Below are 18,318 nucleotides of genomic sequence, written 5' to 3'. Positions count from 1 at the left end.
TGCGCCTCTGGGGCCGCCGCAGAAACCGCTGATATGTCTGGTCTGTCCGCAGGGATGCGGACAAGCGGCTCCGGCCATGGATGGCCGATGAGGCGCGCGGCCAGTAAATATCAAGGTTTCGAGGGTGACGGCCCAGAAAGCGCGAAGCTGGGGTCGGCCCGCCGGCAAGGGGATAAGTTCCCCTGGGAGGCATTAGGCCTGGATGTTAAAAAATGCTGTTTTTGTTAGCTACGGTGCTGATCAAAAAAAACTCTTTACCCACCCCTGCGGATCTCCAGCTCCAGTTCGCGGGAGCTTAAGCCCTGCTGGCGTTTACCGCTTTCCACTTCGTGAATCAGGCGGCAAAGGGTGCGGTTTACCGGCGTAGACACGCCCAGCTTTTCACCTTCGGCGGCAACGGCGCCATTGAGGAAATAAATTTCGGTCAGACGCTTCTGCTGCAGGTCTTCCCACATCGATGAGCGCGCCTGAGGGTCAATTTCCAGCATCTTTTTCGCCAGCCGGTGAAAGATAAAATCCGGGCTGTTAATCAGGCCGGGTAATAATGCCGGTGGCAGTGCGGTCATGCGTGCCAGACGGATGCCTTTTTTGGCGGCGACGGCTGCCAGTTCTTTCATGGCACCACTCAGCACGCGGCGGTAACCACGCTGTTCCAGTTCCTGTTTCAGCGGAATATCGGCCAGCGCATTAATGGCATTGTTTAAATTAAGCTGCAGTTTGCCCCAGGCAACCGACTGGAAATCGCGTTCCAGCAGGCAGGGAATCTGCTGTTCGAGCAAGGCATCACGGATCGGCATAAAAGCATCGTCGTCGCTCAGATGAACTGCGCCGTCGGTACCGCGGTGAAAGTGGCCGTTGTCCTGATGCAGTACGTTGAAGCCAACAATCCCCTGAGACACCAGCAGTTGCGGACATTGTTCGCGCACCACGCGGTCGCTGCCGAGGCCATTCTGCAGACAGATAACCCGGGTACCGGGACGGCAATAGTGTGCCAGCGCGGCGGCGGCCTGTTCCATGGCCAGGCATTTGAGGGTAACCAGAACGATATCGGCCTGAGCCAGTGCCGCTTCTTTGTGCTCGAAGGAGATGCCGCTGACCAGCTGATCACCACCGATATAGTCGCTGATATGAATACCGCCGGCCTGTTTTATTTCTTCCTGAATACGGGGTCTGCCCAGCAGGGTAACCGACAGTCCTTCAAGATGCAGGGCTGCACCCAGATAGCAGCCGATGGAACCGGCACCATAAACAACAATGTGCATAAACGGATCTCTTCATCGCGGGAGTTGCAGTGTGCGTTGCTTTACTACTGTCTAACAAGTAATGAGTGTGTGAACTGGTTCGCACTTTTCAGGCTTTTTTCTGTTTTACCAGCCAGCGGTCGAGGGCATTGGCAAACTGGGCTTTATCGCGTTCGGAGAACGCTGCCGGGCCTCCGCTTTGTATGCCGCTGGAGCGCAGGGTTTCCATAAAATCGCGCATATTCAGGCGCTGGCGGATGGTTTCCGGAGTGTATGTTTCACCGCGGTTATTGAGAGCCAGTGCCTGTTTTTCAATAACCTCTGCGGCCAGTGGAATATCCTGGGTAATCACCAGATCGCCGGCACTGCAGCGCTGCACAATCAGGTTGTCGGCAACATCGAAACCGGCTTCTACCTGCACTGCTTTAAGAAAGGGAGATGGCGGCAGTGGCACGGCATGGTTGGCAACAAAATACGCCGTCATGCCGGTACGGACAGCGGCTTTGCAGATCACATCACGAACAGGGCGTGGTGTGGCGTCGGCATCAACCCAGATGGTGGGCATAAAGAGTGTCCTTTAGTCTGCGAATAGTCATTATTTTCTGATTGGGCCAATCATGCGGGAGTATTGTGCCAATCTGTGTGGGATCAGGCCAGGTTGGCGTTTATTCACCTGTGCGTTAAGCGGGTGAGGGCATAGTTTTAACCGCACACAACAAAACAGCAACGCGTAAATGCACCAGAGCTGCTTGTAAACATAACAATAAATGCTCTCACATTTCAGATGAGGATCCGCTGATGAATACATCTGTAACTACCCGTACTCCGGCCGATGTGGAAATTAAACCACGGCGCATGCATTTTCCTTTTGGCAATATCAAAGAGCGTTTTTTCTTTGCCGGAAACTCTCTCTTATCCGTATTTTTTGGTGCACTGTCTTCGACCTTTCCGCCGGGGGAGGCAGAATTTATTGCATCGGTGCGGCAGTATCGTGACCGTATTACCGATCCCTCATTAAAAGAACAGATCCGTGGATTTATCGGTCAGGAAGGCCACCACAGCCATCAGCACAAGCAGATTAATGAAGCGCTGCGGAACCTGGGGATTGAGGCGGTTAAGCTGGAGCATCATCTGGAGCGTGATCTTCAGCGTTTTACCCGGCGCAAATTCGCAACACCGAAATTCCGTTTGGCGATGACGGTGGGCATGGAACATATGACTGCGATTATGGCGGAATTCGTGCTGCAGAATCCGGAAGTACTGGAGCCACTGGAAGAGTCTGTACGAGATCTTCTGTACTGGCACGCCGTTGAAGAAATTGAACATAAAGCCGTGGCTTTTGATGTGTATATGCAGATGGAAGGCGACCGCAAATATCTGCGCCGTGTACTGAAACTGGCGACCTTTATGTTTAATGTGCGTATCGCGTTATACATGGTGGCATTGCTGTGGTGGGCGCGTAAATTTCCTTCATGGAGCGATATCAAAGGTTTCCGTCGCTTTATGTACGGTAACAAAGGAATGCTGACGAATATCCGCCAGCCATACCGTGATTTCTTTAAGGAAAGTTTTCACCCCTGGGATCACGACAACCGTGCTCTGATTGAAAAGTGGCAGAATGAACTGCGCCGCGAAGATCCTCAGCCGGCATAAGTTGCAGCCGGGGATTCTTTACAGGGCGTAATCACTTCAGGGTTACAAAATGGGTCATCGGGCGATAGTTTGACAGGCTACGCTGAGGGAGAACGGATCATGCCGTTCTCCTGCCTTCTCTCTGGCGGGTTGAATACGTGGTGCCGTGTTTTTTTTGGCTGCGCCGGAGGCCCGATATGAAATCTGCTTTTCTGCTGTTACTCAGTTTGTGCATTATCCCGACCGCTGCCGCCCGTGATTACGTGGTCGGCGTGGAGAACCTGGAATACAGCCCGATTTATGCCACCAATAATGGCAAATATGAGGGCTATGCCCGCGATCTTCTTGATGCGTTTGGCAAAGCTTCCGGGCATACCTTCAGCTATCGTCCGTTACCGGTAAAACGTCTTTTCGCTGATTTTTTAGGCGGTAAGCTCGACTTTAAATATCCGGATAACCCGCAATGGGCTGCGTCGGAACGCGGTGATAAAACGCTGTATTACAGCGATGTAACGCTGGTGGCCACTGATGGTGTCATGGTGGCTGCGGCACGCGAGCCGGGTAAAGCCCTGACCAGACTGGTCACCATACGTGGCTTTACACCCTGGGTGTATATGGATGCCATTGGTAAGGGCAGCATCGCCTTGCAGGAGGTTAATGATCTGGATGCAGCACTCAGCAGCGTGCTGGCTGGCCGTGCCGAAGGGGCTTATGGCAATGTGGTGGTTGCCGCCAAACGTCTGCAAGAAAATGGTCAGGCGGGGGCATTGGTGTTTGACCGTGAACTGCCTTATGCCGATGCCGATTTCAGTTTATCGACGATGGCCCATCCGCAGGTTATCGACGAATTTAACGCCTTTCTGCGTGACCAGGCGGATCTGGTCGCTGCGCTGAAAAAGCGTCATGGCGTCGATATTGATTAATGCCCGGAAAACAGCAGCCAGCAGGTAAAACTGTTGCACTGGCATGACTGGTCAGGCACAGAAGAGGCGGTCATACTGGCCGCTTTTCTGTGGCGGAATCCCGTATGAAAACCACTCTCCGTATTGATATTGTCTCCGATGTTATGTGTCCGTGGTGTGCGATTGGCTATGCCAGTCTGCGTCAGGCGCTGACGGCAATGGAGGACAAAATTGTCGCCGATATTCACTGGCAACCCTTTGAACTGAACCCGGATATGCCGGCCGAAGGGCAGAACCTGCGTGAACATCTGGCAGAAAAATACGGCAGCAGCGACGAGGAAAGCCGCGCTAACCGTGAGCGTATTACGCAGATGGGTGCCGGTTTGGGCTTTACCTTTAATTTCCGCGATGAACAGCGCATTCTCAACACTTTTGCCGCACATCAACTGTTGCACTGGGCGGCGGAGCAGGACAAACAAACCGAGCTGAAGATGGCGTTGTTTACGGCTTATTTCCGTGATGGACGCGATGTCAGTAACACTGAAGAATTATGTGCGATTGCGGCAGAAACCGGGCTGGATGCCGGAGAAGCGGCTGCCGTACTGGCGGAAGAGCGCTATGCCAACACCATCCGTGCCACCCAGCAGCAGTGGCAGGAGGTGGGTATCCGTTCGGTGCCGGCGGTTATTCTTAATCAGAAATATCTGATTTCCGGCGCTCAGCCACCGGAAAGTTACGTTAAAGCCTTAACCGAAATCCTGTTTGCCGCCGACGAATAGTCCGTCCGTGTCAGCCGTTATTTTTCTGATAACGGCTGACCAGCCACAGCGCCAGCATCATCACCGCAGCGCCCGCTGCCAGCCGTAATACATCGGTATCGCGGTTCCAGATCAGCAGATTAACAATCAAACCCGCCGGAATCAGCGCATTATTCATAATCGCCAGCTGACCGCTGCTGACTCTGGTCGCCCCCAGATTCCAGAAAAAATATCCCAGCCCCGAAGCGACAATTCCCAGCCATAACAGAATGCCCCACTGCAGTGGGCTGGCCGGATATTTATCCCCGCCCAGCAGCAGCCAGGCGGGCAGTACAACCAGCAATGCACCCAGATAAAACCAGCCAAAGCTCTGATGCTGAATCAGCGGTCGTGAAGAAGGCCAGGTTTCCAGCAGACGTTTGTACAGCACCTGACCGCTGGCAAAACAGAGGTTGGCGCCCTGCACCACAAAGAAACCCAGCCAGAAATCCTGACTGAGCTGGTTATAGCGCATGATCGCGGCGCCAAGAATGGCAATGATGGCACTGAACAGATAAGCCGCGCGGAAACGCCGCGCCAGCAGGTCATAAATCAGAGTCACGTACACCGGCGTAAAAATGGTGAAAACCAACACCTCGGGTACGCTGAGCAGCAGGAAAGACTGGTAATAAAACAGATACATCAGCCCCAGCTGGACGGCGCCGATTGCCATTAAACGCACGGCCAGAGCCGGGGCAACGGGATTTCTGACAAGCCAGGGAATAAATATCAGAGAAGCGAGCACAACCCGGGTTAATACGGCAAAATAACTGTCGACCTGACCGGCCAGATAAACCCCGATCAGCGAGAAGGAAAAGGCCCAAAGCAGGGTAACGGCCCACAGAATTGGCATACCCGAACATCCATACAGAAGCAGTAAAGGCGGCAGCATGCAGCAAACACCGGAGCGAATCCAGCACCTGTGGAACCGGTTGGCAACCATTGGTGGTTTTACATACGAATCCCGTCCCGGGCCACGCTCGCTGACCGGCTGGCAGGGAGAAGGGCGCGGTCAGGTGCAGATAGACGACAGCAACGCTGATGAGCGGCATTTTATCGAGCAGGGCGAGTTTCAGCTGCAGAATGGCCAGATTGTTGAGATGCATAATCGGTTTATCTGGCGTAAGACAACCAGCGGAATTGTCCTCTCTCATGGACGCCGTGGTGAGCCGGTCTTTTTGTTCGAACTCATTCCAACGACTGATGGATTATGGAAAAGTGCGCAAGATCACGTTTGTATTAATGACTTATATTCCGGAGAGTTGCGCGAAAGTGCTAATGGCTTTGAGCTGACCTGGCACATCACCGGCCCGAAAAAAGATGAACATCTGTTTTATCGTTATTTTCCTGACAATTCGTAACACGAAAGAACCTTGAGTCATTACTCTAATCCTCTTAATGTGTCGTATGTTGATATCCGATAAAAATAAATAACGAGGACTAATTATGCTTGGCCAGATTATGGATCGTCCGCTGCTGATTTCCGGTTTGCTGGAGCATGCCGAACAAACCCACCCCGGCAGCGAAATCGTCAGCCGTCGCTGTGAAGGCGATATTCACCGTTACACCATGCGCGATGCCGCACAGCGTGCACGTAAAGTGGCTAATTTATTAGCCCGTATGGGGATTCAGCAAGGTGACCGTGTTGCTACGCTGGCGTGGAATGGTTACCGCCATTTTGAACTGTATTTTGGTGTGTCGGGCTCAGGTGCCGTGCTGCATACAATCAACCCGCGGTTATTCGCCGAGCAGCTGTCATTTATTATTAATCATGCCGAAGACCGCTGGATTTTTGTTGATTTAACCTTTGTGCCACTGCTGGAAAGTATTAAAGACCAGATTACCGGCGTCGAAGGTTTTGTCGTGCTCTGTGATGAAGACAAAATGCCACAGACAGCACTGCCTAACGCGCAGTGTTATGAAACCCTGCTGGCGAAAGAATCGGATGTATTTACCTGGCCGGAGTTTGATGAGCGCAGTGCTGCGAGTATGTGTTACACCTCCGGCACCACCGGTAATCCGAAAGGTGTTGTGTACAGCCACCGTTCAACGGTTATTCATGCTATGGCATCCATCGGTGAAGAAGCGCTGGGTCTGGCTTCCACATCCTGCTTCCTGCCGGTTGTCCCAATGTTCCACGTTAACGCCTGGGGTACTCCGTATTCTGCTGCAATTACCGGTGCCAAACAGGTATTCCCGGGACCAGGTATGGATGGCGCATCCCTGTGGGAACTGATCGATGCAGAAAAACCGGATTTATTACTCGGCGTACCAACCGTGTGGCTGATGCTGCTGAATCATATGGACAGCATCGGTAAAAAACTCGAGTCGGTTAAAAACGTTGTTGTTGGTGGTTCTGCGGCACCACTGTCAATGATCCGTGCGTTCCAGGAAAAACACGATGCTTTCCTGATTCATGCCTGGGGCATGACCGAGATGAGCCCGATTGGTACCGTCAACGCGCATAACAACCATATGGAAAAGCTGCCGCTGGAAGAGCGCTATCTGCTGCAGGCCAAACAGGGCCGTCCTGTGTATGGTGTTGAGATGAAAATTGTTAACGACCAGAACGAAGAATTGCCACGGGATGGTGAAACTTTCGGTCGCCTGCTGGTGCGTGGTCCGTGGATTATCAGTGGTTATTATAAAAATGATGACCGCAGTAATTTCGTTGATGGCTGGTTTGATACCGGTGATGTGGCAACCATCAGTCCGGATAATTACCTCACCATTGTTGACCGCTCCAAAGACGTTATTAAATCCGGCGGTGAATGGATCAGCTCGATCGATCTGGAAAACGCCGCAGTTGGTCATCCGGAACTGGTTGAATGCTGTGTGATCGGCGCCCGTCATCCTAAGTGGGATGAGCGTCCGTTACTGCTGGCCATTCGTAAAGAGGGCAGCAACCTGACAGAACAGGATGTGATGGATTACCTCAGCGATAAAATTGCCAAATGGTGGATGCCGGATGCCATTATTTTCGTTGAATCCCTGCCACATACTGCGACCGGTAAATTACTGAAAGTGGATCTGCGCAAAGAGTATGAAAATCATCTTCTGACAACGGCAGATGTCTGATTCAGGTCCTGGCAGAACAATAAAAACCCCCGCATAGCGGGGTTTTTTATTATCTGCTGAACGGTCAAAGAATCAGGAGACTGCGTCAAATACCTTACTGAAGCTGGATTGCTCATTAATATCAATCGGCAACTGCAGTTTGCGTGAGATATCGCTGGCTGAAAAAATCCCGCGGATCTGATGCATCTGCTCATCCACCACCAGGCAATGCTGCTGGTGATTATCCTTCAGGAAGTTAACAACATCACTGATGCTGGCACGGTTAACCTCATCAATATTCAGTGCCAGTAAATCTTTTTTGCGGATCATCAGGTCGGTAACCTGAATATCTTCACGGCTGTGATGCAGTTGAGCGGCTTTGGCCATAATGTTCTGTTCCGATAACTCCCGTGAACTGATAACACCAACAAAGTGCTCATTCTCATCCACTACCAGCTTCATGCGCACATGGGTTTTAATCATCGTGTTGCGGGCTTCAATCGCTGATACGGTGGAATCAATTACCAGAGGTTCAATGGTATAAAAATCGGTAAAGAACTGCATGGCACGGCTTTCCAGTGTGTAGCGTGGGGACTGTTCCGGATATACCAGTTCATCCACACTGACAACCGGATAAAGAGTGAGTTTAGGCATAGTAATCTCCTGATCATTCAAGGGCAGCAAACGTGCGAAAATCTGAAAGGTTAAATTGCTATCAGGCTGTTGGTGGGGCACGTATGGGGGATAAAGGCAGGTAGTAAACATTGAATGACTGCCAGACCGGAGTCCGGCTGTAACCATCAGGGATAAATAATGCAGGTGAACCAGTGTGGGTCAGTTGTGGATCATCGCCGTGGCTGCTATCGGCGATGCTTTGCTGGCCGCTGCTGTCGATGTTCAGTAATGAATCCGGTGAACTGTTGCCGGCTGTTGCAGATACCCCGGCCAGCGGGCTGGAATCCGGGCTGAGCAACAGTAAACAACAGAGCAACGTACGCAACATCTGGGAGCCGTCTCCGGTACCTGACTGAGAAGATACTTTCAGTCTAGTTCGTATGATCCGTACCGGCCATGTGGGTTCCGTTAACTTATGTTATGAAATTGATGCCAGGCTTTTGTTTACGCAGGAATAATCCATGCTGCGGCGCAGACGTAGTACTATGCCCGCGTTCGGTCCTGTCATTTGTGAGTGATTTTTATGAGCCGTCAACACACATTATTTGATCGCTTCAGCGGCGCTCTGGATAAGGGCAGGCTTGACTGGATTGGTCTGCGCCCTGCGCGGCGAGCGGCACTGCTGAGTGTGGCGCAGACCTATGCTATTGCGGATCTCGGCCTTGAAGGCGACCGCCGTTGTCAGGGAACGCCGGGGTCGGCACGACAGGTAACACTGATTAATGCTGAGCATCTGGATGTTGTGGCAAAACTGCTTAAACGTGAGAGCATTGATCCGGCACTGCTACGGCGTAATCTGATGGTCAGTGGTATTAACCTGCAGGCCTTACGTTACCAGCAGTTCCGTATTGGTGATGCCATATTTCAGGCAACGGCATTGTGCCACCCCTGTTCGCGCATGGATGAAGTGCTTGGCCCTGGTGGTCATGCGGCGATGCTCGGGCACGGCGGTTTGTGCGCCAGAATATTACGTGCCGGAAAAATTCAGGTTGGTGATGAAGTGATCTGTCTGAGCGCGGACGAACAGCTGCCCGATTAACGTCCTCCTGTTCATCATCCTGTAACGGCTATACTGCCTGATATTTATTATCCGTGATTAAGAGCTTCAGCAGATCGTTGGCTGCGCGGCAATCTTGCGCGCCTGTCTCCTGAAAGAATGAGGAACATACTTGAATAACCATAAATCGCCGTTTGTTATGGCGTTCATCTTTTCTCTGCTGCTGTGTCTGTCGCAGACAGCGGCGGCGCTAACGGTAACAGACAATGATCAGGAAATTCTGCTTGATCAGCACAGCCGTTACCTGATTGATGAGGGAGCACAGGCAGGATTAGATGACATTCTGGCCCGCGCCGGCGGGTTTTCTGCCGTCAGTGACCGCCGTCAGCTGAATTTTGGTTATACCCATGATGCATATTGGCTGCATATTGAAATACAGCCACAGCTGCAGGAATCACAGGCGTGGATTCTGGAATTTGAATATGCCTATCTTGACGACGTTACCCTGTACATTGTCCGTGCAGATGGCCGCGAAACACTGCGTGCCGGGCGTTATATTCCTGTTGATCAATGGCCATTAGCCGGGCGTAAACCTGCTTTCCCGCTGCAGTTGAATCCAGGAGAAAAAACCGAACTTTATATACGCATTGTTAACCATGCGGGAATGGCACTTAATACCCGTTTATTATCAGCCCGTGAATATTCTCTGCATCATACCCAGACGGTCATTATTCTGGCGCTGTATTTTGGCATGCTGATCGCACTGGGTTGTTATAATTTTTTACTGTTTCTGGCGCTGCGTCAGAAAACCTTTATTTTATATTCGGCCTTTGTCTTTACCTTTGGCTTTGCCGCTTCCGGCATGAATGGCATAGGGTCGTTAATTTTCTGGCCGGATATGGCGCTGACAGGTTTGGCTGATCGTATTGTTCCGACCGGCTTCAGCGTGGCAACGGCACTGGCAATGATGTTTGCCCGCAGTTTTTTGCAGATGCAGACGCTGGCTCCGCGCTGGCATCGTTTTCTCGGTATGGCCATTCCGCTGTGGTGGGCCGGGGCGGCACTGACACTGATCAGCAGTGTTCAGCATGCCTTACAGATCATGTCGGTGATGGGCATTATGACAACCGTTACATTGCTGGTCACCGGAGGCGCGGCGGTGCGGCGTAAAATACCGGCGGCACGTATTTTTGTCACGGCCTGGGCATTATTGCTGATTGGCACGGCATTGTTATCGGTGCGCAACGCTGGCCTGATTCCGTCTAATTTTTTTACCGTGTATGGCATGCAGTTAGGTTCAGCAGCAGAAATGTTGCTGCTGTCGTTTGCACTTGCCGCACGCTTTAACGATTTAAAACGGCAAAAGGAAAAAGCTCAGCAGGCCTTGCTGGACACATTGCGGGAGCAGGAACGGATACTGGAAAGCCGGGTGTCGGAACGTACCGCTGAACTGGAAAAAGCCAAAAACCAGCTGGAGCGTCAGGCAACCGAAGATGCTTTAACCGGATTAAATAACCGTCATGGTCTGCGGCGTATTTTTGCGCAGATAAAAAAATACGCCCCGGATAATGAAAGTGCCGCGGTGATGCTGATTGATCTGGATGATTTCAAACCGGTAAATGATCGCTATGGGCATGGGGCTGGCGATGAGTTACTACAGGAAATTGCCCGTCGTCTTCGGGCTTCAATCAGCGAAAATGATGCAGCCGGGCGTTTAGGTGGTGATGAGTTTGTCGTTATTCTGCGCGATGTGAAAAGTTCGCAGGTGGTGTATGAGCATGCCAACCGGATACTGTTATCCGTCAGTGAACCTTTTCAGCTGAATAATGGTAAGACCGTTGCTGTCAGTGCCTGTATCGGCATTTGTCTGCGGCGCTTATCCGGCGAAACGATGAGTACACTGCTGCGTTGCGCGGATGAAGCTATGTATCAGGTTAAGCGTGGTGGTAAGCACGGTATCGCGCTGGACTATGATGGTGAACCTCATGTCGGCCAGTCACCGGGTATTCTCTAGCAGGTAGTTTAATTAGTGTTAACAGTCGCCTTTAAAGCGGGCAGTAGCTTATTAAAAATAAACCACCGCCATGGAACGATGCTCAGTGCGTGCTTTCCAGTGCACCGTTACGCCAGGGTTCAATCACCACTTTGATATGTGGGTTAGGCTGCAGTAATTGCTGGAATGCCTGCGCCACACCATCCATCCCAACCTTACCGGTCAGCAGCTTTTGCCAGGGCACTTTGCCTTCGGCAATAGTATTCAGGCATTCGCTGAATTCTTCCGGCTGGTAATAGTACGAGAAGCGCATATCCAGTTCTTTTACCGTGGCGTAAGCATAATTAATCGCCGACACCGCAGTATGCACGCCGGTAATAACCAGCGTGGCATTGGCCGGTGCGCGCTGCACAAAACCATCAATTAATGTGTGCAGGCCAACGCACTCAAAAATCACCAGACGCTGACCGGCGGCAATCTCTGTGGCCAGAGCCACTTCATCCTGCTGTGCCGGGTTGGCGCTGGCCGTGGCGCCAAATTCCTGCGCGATCTGCAGTTTGTCCTGCTGTAAATCGGCGGCAACAATATTTTTGATGCCACGTAATTTCAGCGCCGAAATAACCGCCAGACCAATAGGCCCGCAACCGACCACCAAAGCAGTATCCTCTGCGCCGATATTGCTGCGGTTAACCGAGTGCAAACCAACGGCAAGCGGTTCAGCCAGTGCGGCAGCTTCGGCCGGTACGTTATCGGGCACTGGGAGAAGCAGAGCTTCGTCGAGAATAAAATATTCAGAATAAGCACCGCTTAACCCCGGTGTTACACCAACACCGGCACCGTTCTGGCTGAGCAGAATCGGCACCGAGGTAACCCGGCTGCCGATGGGCAGATTCTTTTCCGTTGCCGGGCTGTAGCTGACGATTTCGGCACAGAATTCGTGGCCGAGTAACAGCGGGGTATGATTATCCAGACTGTCCGGCATCACACCGAGCTTGCGGTAAAAATCAAACACCTCACCGGTATGGCGGGTAATATGCAGATCAGAACCACAGATTCCACAGGCCAGACTGCGCACCAGTACCTGCCCGGCCTGCGGCTCGGGCAAAGGCATCTGCTGCACACTCAGCGCACCGTCCTGCATTACAACAGCATTCATGGTTGCCATAGTGTTGTTCCTGCTCAGTCGTTGCTGAAACCGGCAATCGCACCGGGTTTGATATAGCGCGGGGTTACACCCTGTGCTTTGGCGGCGGCAATAATCATCTGCTCGATCCAGCCGGCATCCATGATGTTCATGAAATTACCGTCGGCATCGAAATTAATATTGGCGCCGGAAATTACCATAAAGCCATCAGCACCACCGGATTCTTCCGGGCAATGGAAGGTATGAATCGAACCACCCGGCTCATATAAATAGCTGCCGGCGGTCTGTGGCTGATCGGGATATTCCAGATAATTCCAGCGGCCGCTCAATGTATAAAAATGCACTACGCCGGTATGGAAATGCTTAGGCAGGGTGACGCCGGCTTTGAATATTGCGCGGATAACCCAGGTGCCGTTTTCCGGATCGAGAAACAGCGGATACACATCAACACCGGGCAGGGCATCTTTAATTAAATTTTCTTCGTTGGTGTTCAGGGTCAGTAAAAAATTCTGATGCTGGATAACGTCGGGTAATGCCATGGTTAGTACCTCACGGTTTTATGTTTATTGTTGGTTACGGGGTTTTATGCCGGATTTTCCTGTTGCTTAAGCGGGGTCCAGCAGGGGGTATTTAAAGTTTTCGAAACCATCGGACGCGCTGATGGTGCAGCCGTTAATGCAGTTGGCTTCGTCGCTGGCGAGGAAGGCCACGACGTTGGCGATTTCGGCCGGTTGGGTAAAGGTCTGGCGCATCTGCTCTTTGCGGATATGGTCCCACAGGCCCAGTGCTTCGTACTGGCGCAGCATCGGCGTATCCACCCGTCCCGGTGCTACAGCACAGACGCGGATACCCAGGCCTGCAAGCTCCAGCGCTGCGCATTTGGTCATCATATCGACCGCAGCCTTGCTGACGTTGTAGGCAAAAGTCATTTCGGAGGCGATGCTGGCGTACACCGATGAGGTATTAATAATTACGCCATCGCTGCCCTGTGCCTGAAACTGACGGGCGGCGGCCAGAATGCCGTAATACACACCGTGCTGATTGACGCGCGTAACCGGGTCAAAATCGGTTTTCGGATCATGCTGCAGCAGAGGTTTGGCGAGGCCGATACCGGCGTTATTAATCACAATGTGCAGGCGGCCGAACTGCTCGGCGGCATGGCGCACCATCTTTTCAACCTGGGCGTAGTCGGTAACATCAACCGCCAGCGTACGTACGCGGTCGGTATTCAGATTTTTAAAAACCTCAAGGGCTTCGGCCGACAGATCCACAGCCAGAACCCGTGCACCTTCTTCCAGTAACTTGCTGACAATGGCCTGGCCAATGCCACCTGCGGCGCCGGTGACTACCGCGGTTTTACCTGTTAAGCGCATACGTTTTACCTTGCTTGTTATTGTTGTTAAGCACCAATGTAGGTGGTTAATTGCACAGGTTCTTGACCTTTTACGAGCTTAAGTTGATATATTGCGAGTATTGAAGGTGGGATAGCGGAAGGTCTGAGGATGTATCTGGTACGCAGTGGTGCAGCCGCCCAGTTCGAGCAACTGGTGCTGGAATACGGACAAAACCCGATAGAACTGATGCAGCAGGCAGGCCTGCGTCAGGCGCAGTTCCGCGATCCGAATACTTATATCGCCTATCCGCGCCTGGCCGGATTACTGGAAATAGCCGCCCAGCGCTGTGCCCAGCCGCTGTTTGGCGTTGTGCTGGCCCAGCGGCAGACGCTGCATGTGCTCGGCGACCTGCCGATGCTGGTATCGCGCGAGGCGACGGTGGCCGAAGCATTGGCGCGGGTGAATCAGAATCTGTATCTGCATGCGGCGGGCGTGGCGCTGGAGGTGCAGCCGCAGGGCGAGCAGGTGCGGCTGGCGCTGTCGATCAATGTGCAGTCCCCTCATGGAATGCAGCAACTGATGCAGCTGAGCGTGGCGCAGCTTGCGATGTTTGTCTGCAGCCTGCTCAATATCAGCAGCACCGCCCTGACGCTGCACCTGCGCCAGCCAGCCCCGGCCGGGCAGGCCGCAGATGCACGCAACAGTACGCTGCCAGCGCTGCGTTTTGCCGAACCTTTCGATGGTGTGGTGCTGAAAAGCTCCCAGCTGGCGAGCCGCAATCATCAGGACGAAGAAGCACTGAATCGCCATCTGCAGGAGCATCTGCACTATCTGCAAAGCCGCTATCCCGGCAATCTGGCCGATCAGGCACGGGACATCATTGGCCGCCTGCTGCCCACCGGCGAATGCTGTATCGAACGGGTGGCGACGGCGCTGGGCATGCATGAGCGCACGCTGCAAAGCCGGCTGCAGCAGAATGGTGAGAGTTACCGTGGCTTATTACAGCAGGTGCGACAGAGTCTGGCCGAGCAGCAACTGCGTTACGGCGCCCAGACCATCACCGAACTGGCGTTGCAGCTGGGCTATGCCGAGGTAGCGGTATTCAGCCGGCATTTCCGCCGCTGGACGGGAATATCGCCACGGGCGTGGCAGAAGCAACATCGGCCTTAGAGTTGGTGCCAGAAAGGTGTCAGGGGAGGTGCCTGGTTTTAAACGTATTTAAATACTGCCGGATCTTGACTGGCTGTTTAAATTGGAGCGTTGGACACCTGGTCAGTCTGACGTTGGTGTCCGTTAAAGCGCGGTAAGATTACATTAGACAACTTCCAACAAACTTATTGTATCGTTAATTAATTCACTATGTATAACAGCTGATTTGGATAGAAATGATCGTTTTGTTTTGCTATCCCCAATGCATATTAATTTTGTATCAGTAGTAAAATATTTGCTCTTAATGCCCTCGACATCAAAAAGTGGAGTTGATAAAGTTCCATCACCCTTGTATTCGGCGACAGAAAAAATAACCTGTCCACTAGTTTTGGTTTCATGGGAGAGGAAGTTGAATATATTACCTCGACTCTCTGTATCAATATCTTCTTTAAAAATAGCATCAAGAAGAAATGGAAAGCTATGAACACTCTGGTTTTTTATGACCATTTCATAAAACGAAAAATTATAAGCCATTAATAATTTATGAAGCTCAACACCTTGACAGGGAAATGCGTTTAAAGAATATAAGTGATGATATTTGTCTTCTTTTGGCAGTTGAGCGCCTAAAGCTAAGGCATTGCGTTTGAATATAGAAAAAAACTCTTTTTCCTTAGCTCTCCTCAGAACATCTATATCAACACCATTTCCAATTTGCTTTAGATCATCATCGATTTTATCAATTCTTTTTTGACAAAATGTCTTCTTGGTTGCGATGTTTTTTGACATTCGTAGATTTGTGTTATGATCCAGCCAAGAATCGAATGTAATATCGCTCGCTTTTAAATGCCGCAGCAAAGCATAATCGTTCGCTATTTTTTTTCTAAGCGTCGATATGGCATTTTCGATCGAATTTAATTTCGCAGCGATTTCTTTAATTTGTTCTTTTACCTTATTCTTTTCCTTTGTTGCGTCATTAATATCTTGGCTGTAGAGGTAGAATTCTTTCAAATCCCCAGGAAGGTTTTGATTGCATGTAGGGCATTGATCAATTTTTGGTTTTTGATTCTTTATATTGGATATTATTTGTGTTAATACCTTTTGCCGACCTCTCAGCATACTTAGCTTGTTGCATAATTTCGTATGATCAGATTCTTTTTCAGATAAGTCATTATTTAATAGTTGGTAGTCTTCTAAGTAGTTTTTAGCTTTGCCTTTAAAACGTTCATCAAGTAGTTTAGATACTCTAAAATCTTCATTTTTATCTTCATAAGCGTCAAGTTGACTCAGCTCAAATTTCAGCTCCCTTTTTTCTTTCTCAAGATTGTATTTGTTTATTCTTTTATGACCACTTGCAATGCCTAGATAATAATCCAAGTAATCGAATTTAAAATCCTTGTAAAACCTATAGTCTCCAATTGATTCGCGTATATAAACCCAGCCTACTGATTGAGATACATAATAGGGTAATAGCGCAGCTTCTAGTGGTGCGCTTATTAACTCTGATTGCTTTTGTAAGACCATATCAAAACCAATCAGTTTTGAAAAAATATCTTTATATCTGCCATATTCAAAAGAATTATTGCTATTGATACCATCAAACCTGATAGGTGGCTCAATACCTTTTTTTAAAACCAAGGTATCATCTGAACGAACAAGCACCAGATCAAAATATTCTTTGTTATTTTTTAGAACGCATTCAAGACGAAAAAAAACACCGTCACTATTAATGTCACTTAGATGATCTTTTGAATCATTTATCCCCATGGCATAAATAATTGACTGAATAAGAGTGCTTTTACCTGAAGTATTTCGACCATGAACGATATTTACTGATTCACTGAAGTCTGTGTAAAATCCTTTCTCATCATTTGGTGAGTAAACCAATAAATTTTTCAAAATTAAATTAGACATGCATCCCTCTTGTCTCAACATAAGCTGCAATTACTGCGAAAGAAACCATATGACTTTCTAGTCTAGGTTGAAATTCTTCTTGATAGAGGCGATATAAATCTACAATGCAATCAGCTTCACTCACATGTAACTCATCAATATCCGTTCTTTCTTCAACAAATTTATAAATTTTTCGATATTCAATTTGTTGGATGTCTTTAAAGTAATCAAAGCAATTTTCAAGTAATTCTTTGGCTCTTCGACGTATTGGGAGTTTCAAATTCAGTTGAGCTGAGATTTGCTCTGAATACTTTCTCCAAAAATCAAAAGATTTTCTACTTTCAGTGAACATTCTGAATGTTTCATTTAGTTTGTCTTTGGTGACTCTTTTGCTTCGATCAGACAAAAGAACTTTATTGTCATCATTATATGTTTGCGCTACATCTTCTAATAATTGCATTAATGTAGAAATCACAGCCTCGTGATCGTTCACCTCGTTACCAAAGTGCTCAATGGCCAAGCCTTTTAGTTCTCTTTGCCAGTTTTTGTGGCTTTGTGCAAAATCAATATATTGAAAATAAACGTGCTCTAGTTGAGTGGTTTCAAGTATCGATTGGCAAATACGAGGTTCAATGTTGCTCTTGATCTTATCCGATAAATCAGAATATTTTTTTCTTTTGTTTGAAACTTGGACTTTAATTTTATCTTGTTTCTCACCTTTTTCTTTCTTGCTTGTTAGCAATATGCTTCGATTGGTGAGAAAGTTCAGTGTGTGTCGATAATCATTAGATTTTTCAATAGGGTCGCTGACAAGCTCCTTTCCTACCATTGTCATTTTGCCAATAATTTCGCAAAGTTCGTCATCTGTTTTCCAGTCATCTCTTGACTTCTTTGCTTGGTATGTATCAACTTTCTTTAACTGTCCATTGTCATCCAGAAATGCGAATAAAAAATCTTCATGGTGTTCCAAGCATATAAAGTAATTATTTGAGTTGATATCTTCATAGTCTTCAAATAACAGAAAGACAACGCAGCAGCGCTGGAACGAATAGCCAGAGCCACCATCTACACCCGCATTACTATTTACCATAAATTACTTCCATGATTTTTTTCAATTTACCATGTTTTAAATATCGCGAAAGAAAGCTAAAAGCTTGTTAATGTGCATGCGCATTAATTCCGAAAAAGTCATTCGAGAACCCCATATAACTCGTTGACCAAGCGGAGAAATTTCCCACAATTCAACAATCCCTTCCAGAAAAACGCGCACACACAAATGCAAAACGTGCCGGATTTCGTATGGACTGAAAAATCTGCGCTTTGGGTGCTCAGCACCTCTTTACATCTGAGCGGGCAGACAACAGCGCTTGCCGTTTACCTTCACTCCCCGCCTTCACTGCTGCAGTCACCGCTGCCTTTACCCCAGTCTTCACCGGGCCAGATAGGCAGGTCGTATTAATAACAGAAAAATCAGCATTGCTGACTAGGTATAAAGTACTGGTTTTGC

Annotated in this window: 18 protein-coding genes; 8 read left to right on the top strand and 10 right to left on the bottom strand. The window is 49.5% G+C overall.

The window, feature by feature from the left end; all coding sequences use genetic code 11:
• Nucleotides 1-254 precede the first annotated feature (254 nt).
• Together LGT44_RS04620 and LGT44_RS04615 are read right to left on the bottom strand one after the other, a co-directional pair.
• Nucleotides 255-1,262, bottom strand: coding sequence for a 2-dehydropantoate 2-reductase (locus LGT44_RS04620; RefSeq protein ID WP_225693014.1), 1,008 nt, complete (start codon nucleotides 1,260-1,262; stop codon nucleotides 255-257).
• Nucleotides 1,263-1,350: 88 nt separating this feature from the next.
• Nucleotides 1,351-1,806 carry a YaiI/YqxD family protein gene (locus LGT44_RS04615; protein ID WP_145466465.1) on the bottom strand — a complete coding sequence of 152 codons (456 nt, stop codon included), beginning with the start codon at nucleotides 1,804-1,806 and terminating at the stop codon, nucleotides 1,351-1,353.
• A gap of 233 nt (nucleotides 1,807-2,039) precedes the next feature.
• Between LGT44_RS04615 and LGT44_RS04610 the strand changes: the two genes are divergently transcribed.
• The 3 genes from LGT44_RS04610 (at nucleotide 2,040) to LGT44_RS04600 (ending at nucleotide 4,554) form a co-directional block, all read left to right on the top strand.
• On the top strand, nucleotides 2,040-2,894 hold the full coding sequence (locus LGT44_RS04610; RefSeq protein ID WP_145466464.1) for a metal-dependent hydrolase: 855 nt from the start codon (nucleotides 2,040-2,042) through the stop codon (nucleotides 2,892-2,894).
• 176 nt (nucleotides 2,895-3,070) lie between these two features.
• Entirely contained in the window at nucleotides 3,071-3,796 is a 726-nt protein-coding gene (locus LGT44_RS04605) for a substrate-binding periplasmic protein (protein ID WP_230331319.1), read from the top strand.
• A gap of 104 nt (nucleotides 3,797-3,900) precedes the next feature.
• Nucleotides 3,901-4,554, top strand: a complete 654-nt coding sequence (locus tag LGT44_RS04600; protein ID WP_230331318.1) for a DsbA family oxidoreductase — start codon at nucleotides 3,901-3,903, stop codon at nucleotides 4,552-4,554.
• Between the two features lie 10 nt (nucleotides 4,555-4,564).
• On the opposite strand, the gene LGT44_RS04595 is transcribed toward LGT44_RS04600, so the two are convergent.
• Entirely contained in the window at nucleotides 4,565-5,425 is an 861-nt protein-coding gene (locus LGT44_RS04595; RefSeq protein ID WP_230331317.1) for an EamA family transporter, read from the bottom strand.
• 37 nt (nucleotides 5,426-5,462) lie between these two features.
• On the opposite strand from LGT44_RS04595, the gene LGT44_RS04590 reads away from it, so the two are divergent.
• Nucleotides 5,463-5,933 (top strand): DUF6314 family protein, encoded by a 471-nt coding sequence (locus LGT44_RS04590; protein WP_145466460.1) that lies wholly within the window; start codon nucleotides 5,463-5,465, stop codon nucleotides 5,931-5,933.
• Nucleotides 5,934-6,018: 85 nt separating this feature from the next.
• Nucleotides 6,019-7,650: a long-chain-fatty-acid--CoA ligase gene (locus tag LGT44_RS04585; protein ID WP_230331316.1), complete on the top strand. Its 1,632-nt coding sequence runs from the start codon at nucleotides 6,019-6,021 to the stop codon at nucleotides 7,648-7,650.
• Between the two features lie 72 nt (nucleotides 7,651-7,722).
• On the opposite strand, the gene LGT44_RS04580 is transcribed toward LGT44_RS04585, so the two are convergent.
• Both LGT44_RS04580 and LGT44_RS04575 read right to left on the bottom strand, forming a co-directional pair.
• On the bottom strand, nucleotides 7,723-8,283 hold the full coding sequence (locus LGT44_RS04580) for a CBS domain-containing protein (RefSeq protein WP_145466458.1): 561 nt from the start codon (nucleotides 8,281-8,283) through the stop codon (nucleotides 7,723-7,725).
• 61 nt (nucleotides 8,284-8,344) lie between these two features.
• Nucleotides 8,345-8,632, bottom strand: a complete 288-nt coding sequence (locus LGT44_RS04575) for a hypothetical protein (protein ID WP_230331315.1) — start codon at nucleotides 8,630-8,632, stop codon at nucleotides 8,345-8,347.
• Between the two features lie 195 nt (nucleotides 8,633-8,827).
• Between LGT44_RS04575 and LGT44_RS04570 the strand changes: the two genes are divergently transcribed.
• Both LGT44_RS04570 and LGT44_RS04565 read left to right on the top strand, forming a co-directional pair.
• On the top strand, nucleotides 8,828-9,343 hold the full coding sequence (locus tag LGT44_RS04570) for an MOSC domain-containing protein (protein WP_230331314.1): 516 nt from the start codon (nucleotides 8,828-8,830) through the stop codon (nucleotides 9,341-9,343).
• Nucleotides 9,344-9,473: 130 nt separating this feature from the next.
• Entirely contained in the window at nucleotides 9,474-11,315 is a 1,842-nt protein-coding gene (locus tag LGT44_RS04565) for a GGDEF domain-containing protein (protein ID WP_230331313.1), read from the top strand.
• A gap of 82 nt (nucleotides 11,316-11,397) precedes the next feature.
• Here LGT44_RS04565 and LGT44_RS04560 read toward each other — a convergent pair whose 3' ends face one another.
• The 3 genes from LGT44_RS04560 to LGT44_RS04550 all read right to left on the bottom strand — a co-directional run bounded on the left by LGT44_RS04560 (nucleotide 11,398) and on the right by LGT44_RS04550 (nucleotide 13,811).
• The gene (locus tag LGT44_RS04560) at nucleotides 11,398-12,459 is read right to left on the bottom strand and encodes a zinc-binding dehydrogenase (RefSeq protein ID WP_230331312.1); all 1,062 of its coding nucleotides are present in this window, start codon (nucleotides 12,457-12,459) and stop codon (nucleotides 11,398-11,400) included.
• 14 nt (nucleotides 12,460-12,473) lie between these two features.
• Nucleotides 12,474-12,977 (bottom strand): 2,4'-dihydroxyacetophenone dioxygenase family protein, encoded by a 504-nt coding sequence (locus LGT44_RS04555; RefSeq protein ID WP_230331311.1) that lies wholly within the window; start codon nucleotides 12,975-12,977, stop codon nucleotides 12,474-12,476.
• Between the two features lie 66 nt (nucleotides 12,978-13,043).
• Nucleotides 13,044-13,811, bottom strand: a complete 768-nt coding sequence (locus tag LGT44_RS04550) for an SDR family NAD(P)-dependent oxidoreductase (RefSeq protein ID WP_225693022.1) — start codon at nucleotides 13,809-13,811, stop codon at nucleotides 13,044-13,046.
• A 129-nt stretch (nucleotides 13,812-13,940) separates the two neighbouring features.
• Between LGT44_RS04550 and LGT44_RS04545 the strand changes: the two genes are divergently transcribed.
• Entirely contained in the window at nucleotides 13,941-14,942 is a 1,002-nt protein-coding gene (locus tag LGT44_RS04545; RefSeq protein WP_230331310.1) for a helix-turn-helix transcriptional regulator, read from the top strand.
• A gap of 144 nt (nucleotides 14,943-15,086) precedes the next feature.
• On the opposite strand, the gene LGT44_RS04540 is transcribed toward LGT44_RS04545, so the two are convergent.
• The gene (locus tag LGT44_RS04540; protein ID WP_230331309.1) at nucleotides 15,087-16,832 is read right to left on the bottom strand and encodes an AAA family ATPase; all 1,746 of its coding nucleotides are present in this window, start codon (nucleotides 16,830-16,832) and stop codon (nucleotides 15,087-15,089) included.
• A complete protein-coding gene (locus tag LGT44_RS04535) occupies nucleotides 16,825-17,901 on the bottom strand; it encodes a dsDNA nuclease domain-containing protein (protein WP_230331308.1) in 1,077 nt (358 codons plus the stop codon). The genes LGT44_RS04540 and LGT44_RS04535 overlap by 8 nt, the downstream gene beginning before the upstream one ends.
• Nucleotides 17,902-18,318 lie beyond the last annotated feature (417 nt).

Source organism: Thalassolituus alkanivorans (assembly GCF_020447205.1).
Taxonomy (GTDB): Bacteria; Pseudomonadota; Gammaproteobacteria; order Pseudomonadales; family Oceanobacteraceae; genus Venatoribacter; species Venatoribacter alkanivorans.
Note: the sequence above shows the minus strand (reverse complement) of the source record. Positions and strands in the feature narration are given on the sequence as shown.

What these genes read in the sequence shown, in the direction of transcription:
- LGT44_RS04570 (WP_230331314.1), top strand. Translation starts at nt 8,828, where the DNA reads ATGAGCCGTCAACACACATTATTTGATCGCTTCAGCGGCGCTCTGGAT.
- LGT44_RS04580 (WP_145466458.1), bottom strand. Translation starts at nt 8,283, where the DNA reads ATGCCTAAACTCACTCTTTATCCGGTTGTCAGTGTGGATGAACTGGTA.
- LGT44_RS04605 (WP_230331319.1), top strand. Translation starts at nt 3,071, where the DNA reads ATGAAATCTGCTTTTCTGCTGTTACTCAGTTTGTGCATTATCCCGACC.
- LGT44_RS04575 (WP_230331315.1), bottom strand. Translation starts at nt 8,632, where the DNA reads ATGTTGCGTACGTTGCTCTGTTGTTTACTGTTGCTCAGCCCGGATTCC.
- LGT44_RS04555 (WP_230331311.1), bottom strand. Translation starts at nt 12,977, where the DNA reads ATGGCATTACCCGACGTTATCCAGCATCAGAATTTTTTACTGACCCTG.
- LGT44_RS04590 (WP_145466460.1), top strand. Translation starts at nt 5,463, where the DNA reads ATGCAGCAAACACCGGAGCGAATCCAGCACCTGTGGAACCGGTTGGCA.
- LGT44_RS04545 (WP_230331310.1), top strand. Translation starts at nt 13,941, where the DNA reads ATGTATCTGGTACGCAGTGGTGCAGCCGCCCAGTTCGAGCAACTGGTG.
- LGT44_RS04560 (WP_230331312.1), bottom strand. Translation starts at nt 12,459, where the DNA reads ATGGCAACCATGAATGCTGTTGTAATGCAGGACGGTGCGCTGAGTGTG.
- LGT44_RS04540 (WP_230331309.1), bottom strand. Translation starts at nt 16,832, where the DNA reads ATGTCTAATTTAATTTTGAAAAATTTATTGGTTTACTCACCAAATGAT.
- LGT44_RS04615 (WP_145466465.1), bottom strand. Translation starts at nt 1,806, where the DNA reads ATGCCCACCATCTGGGTTGATGCCGACGCCACACCACGCCCTGTTCGT.
- LGT44_RS04550 (WP_225693022.1), bottom strand. Translation starts at nt 13,811, where the DNA reads ATGCGCTTAACAGGTAAAACCGCGGTAGTCACCGGCGCCGCAGGTGGC.
- LGT44_RS04600 (WP_230331318.1), top strand. Translation starts at nt 3,901, where the DNA reads ATGAAAACCACTCTCCGTATTGATATTGTCTCCGATGTTATGTGTCCG.
- LGT44_RS04595 (WP_230331317.1), bottom strand. Translation starts at nt 5,425, where the DNA reads ATGCCAATTCTGTGGGCCGTTACCCTGCTTTGGGCCTTTTCCTTCTCG.
- LGT44_RS04585 (WP_230331316.1), top strand. Translation starts at nt 6,019, where the DNA reads ATGCTTGGCCAGATTATGGATCGTCCGCTGCTGATTTCCGGTTTGCTG.
- LGT44_RS04535 (WP_230331308.1), bottom strand. Translation starts at nt 17,901, where the DNA reads ATGGTAAATAGTAATGCGGGTGTAGATGGTGGCTCTGGCTATTCGTTC.
- LGT44_RS04610 (WP_145466464.1), top strand. Translation starts at nt 2,040, where the DNA reads ATGAATACATCTGTAACTACCCGTACTCCGGCCGATGTGGAAATTAAA.
- LGT44_RS04620 (WP_225693014.1), bottom strand. Translation starts at nt 1,262, where the DNA reads ATGCACATTGTTGTTTATGGTGCCGGTTCCATCGGCTGCTATCTGGGT.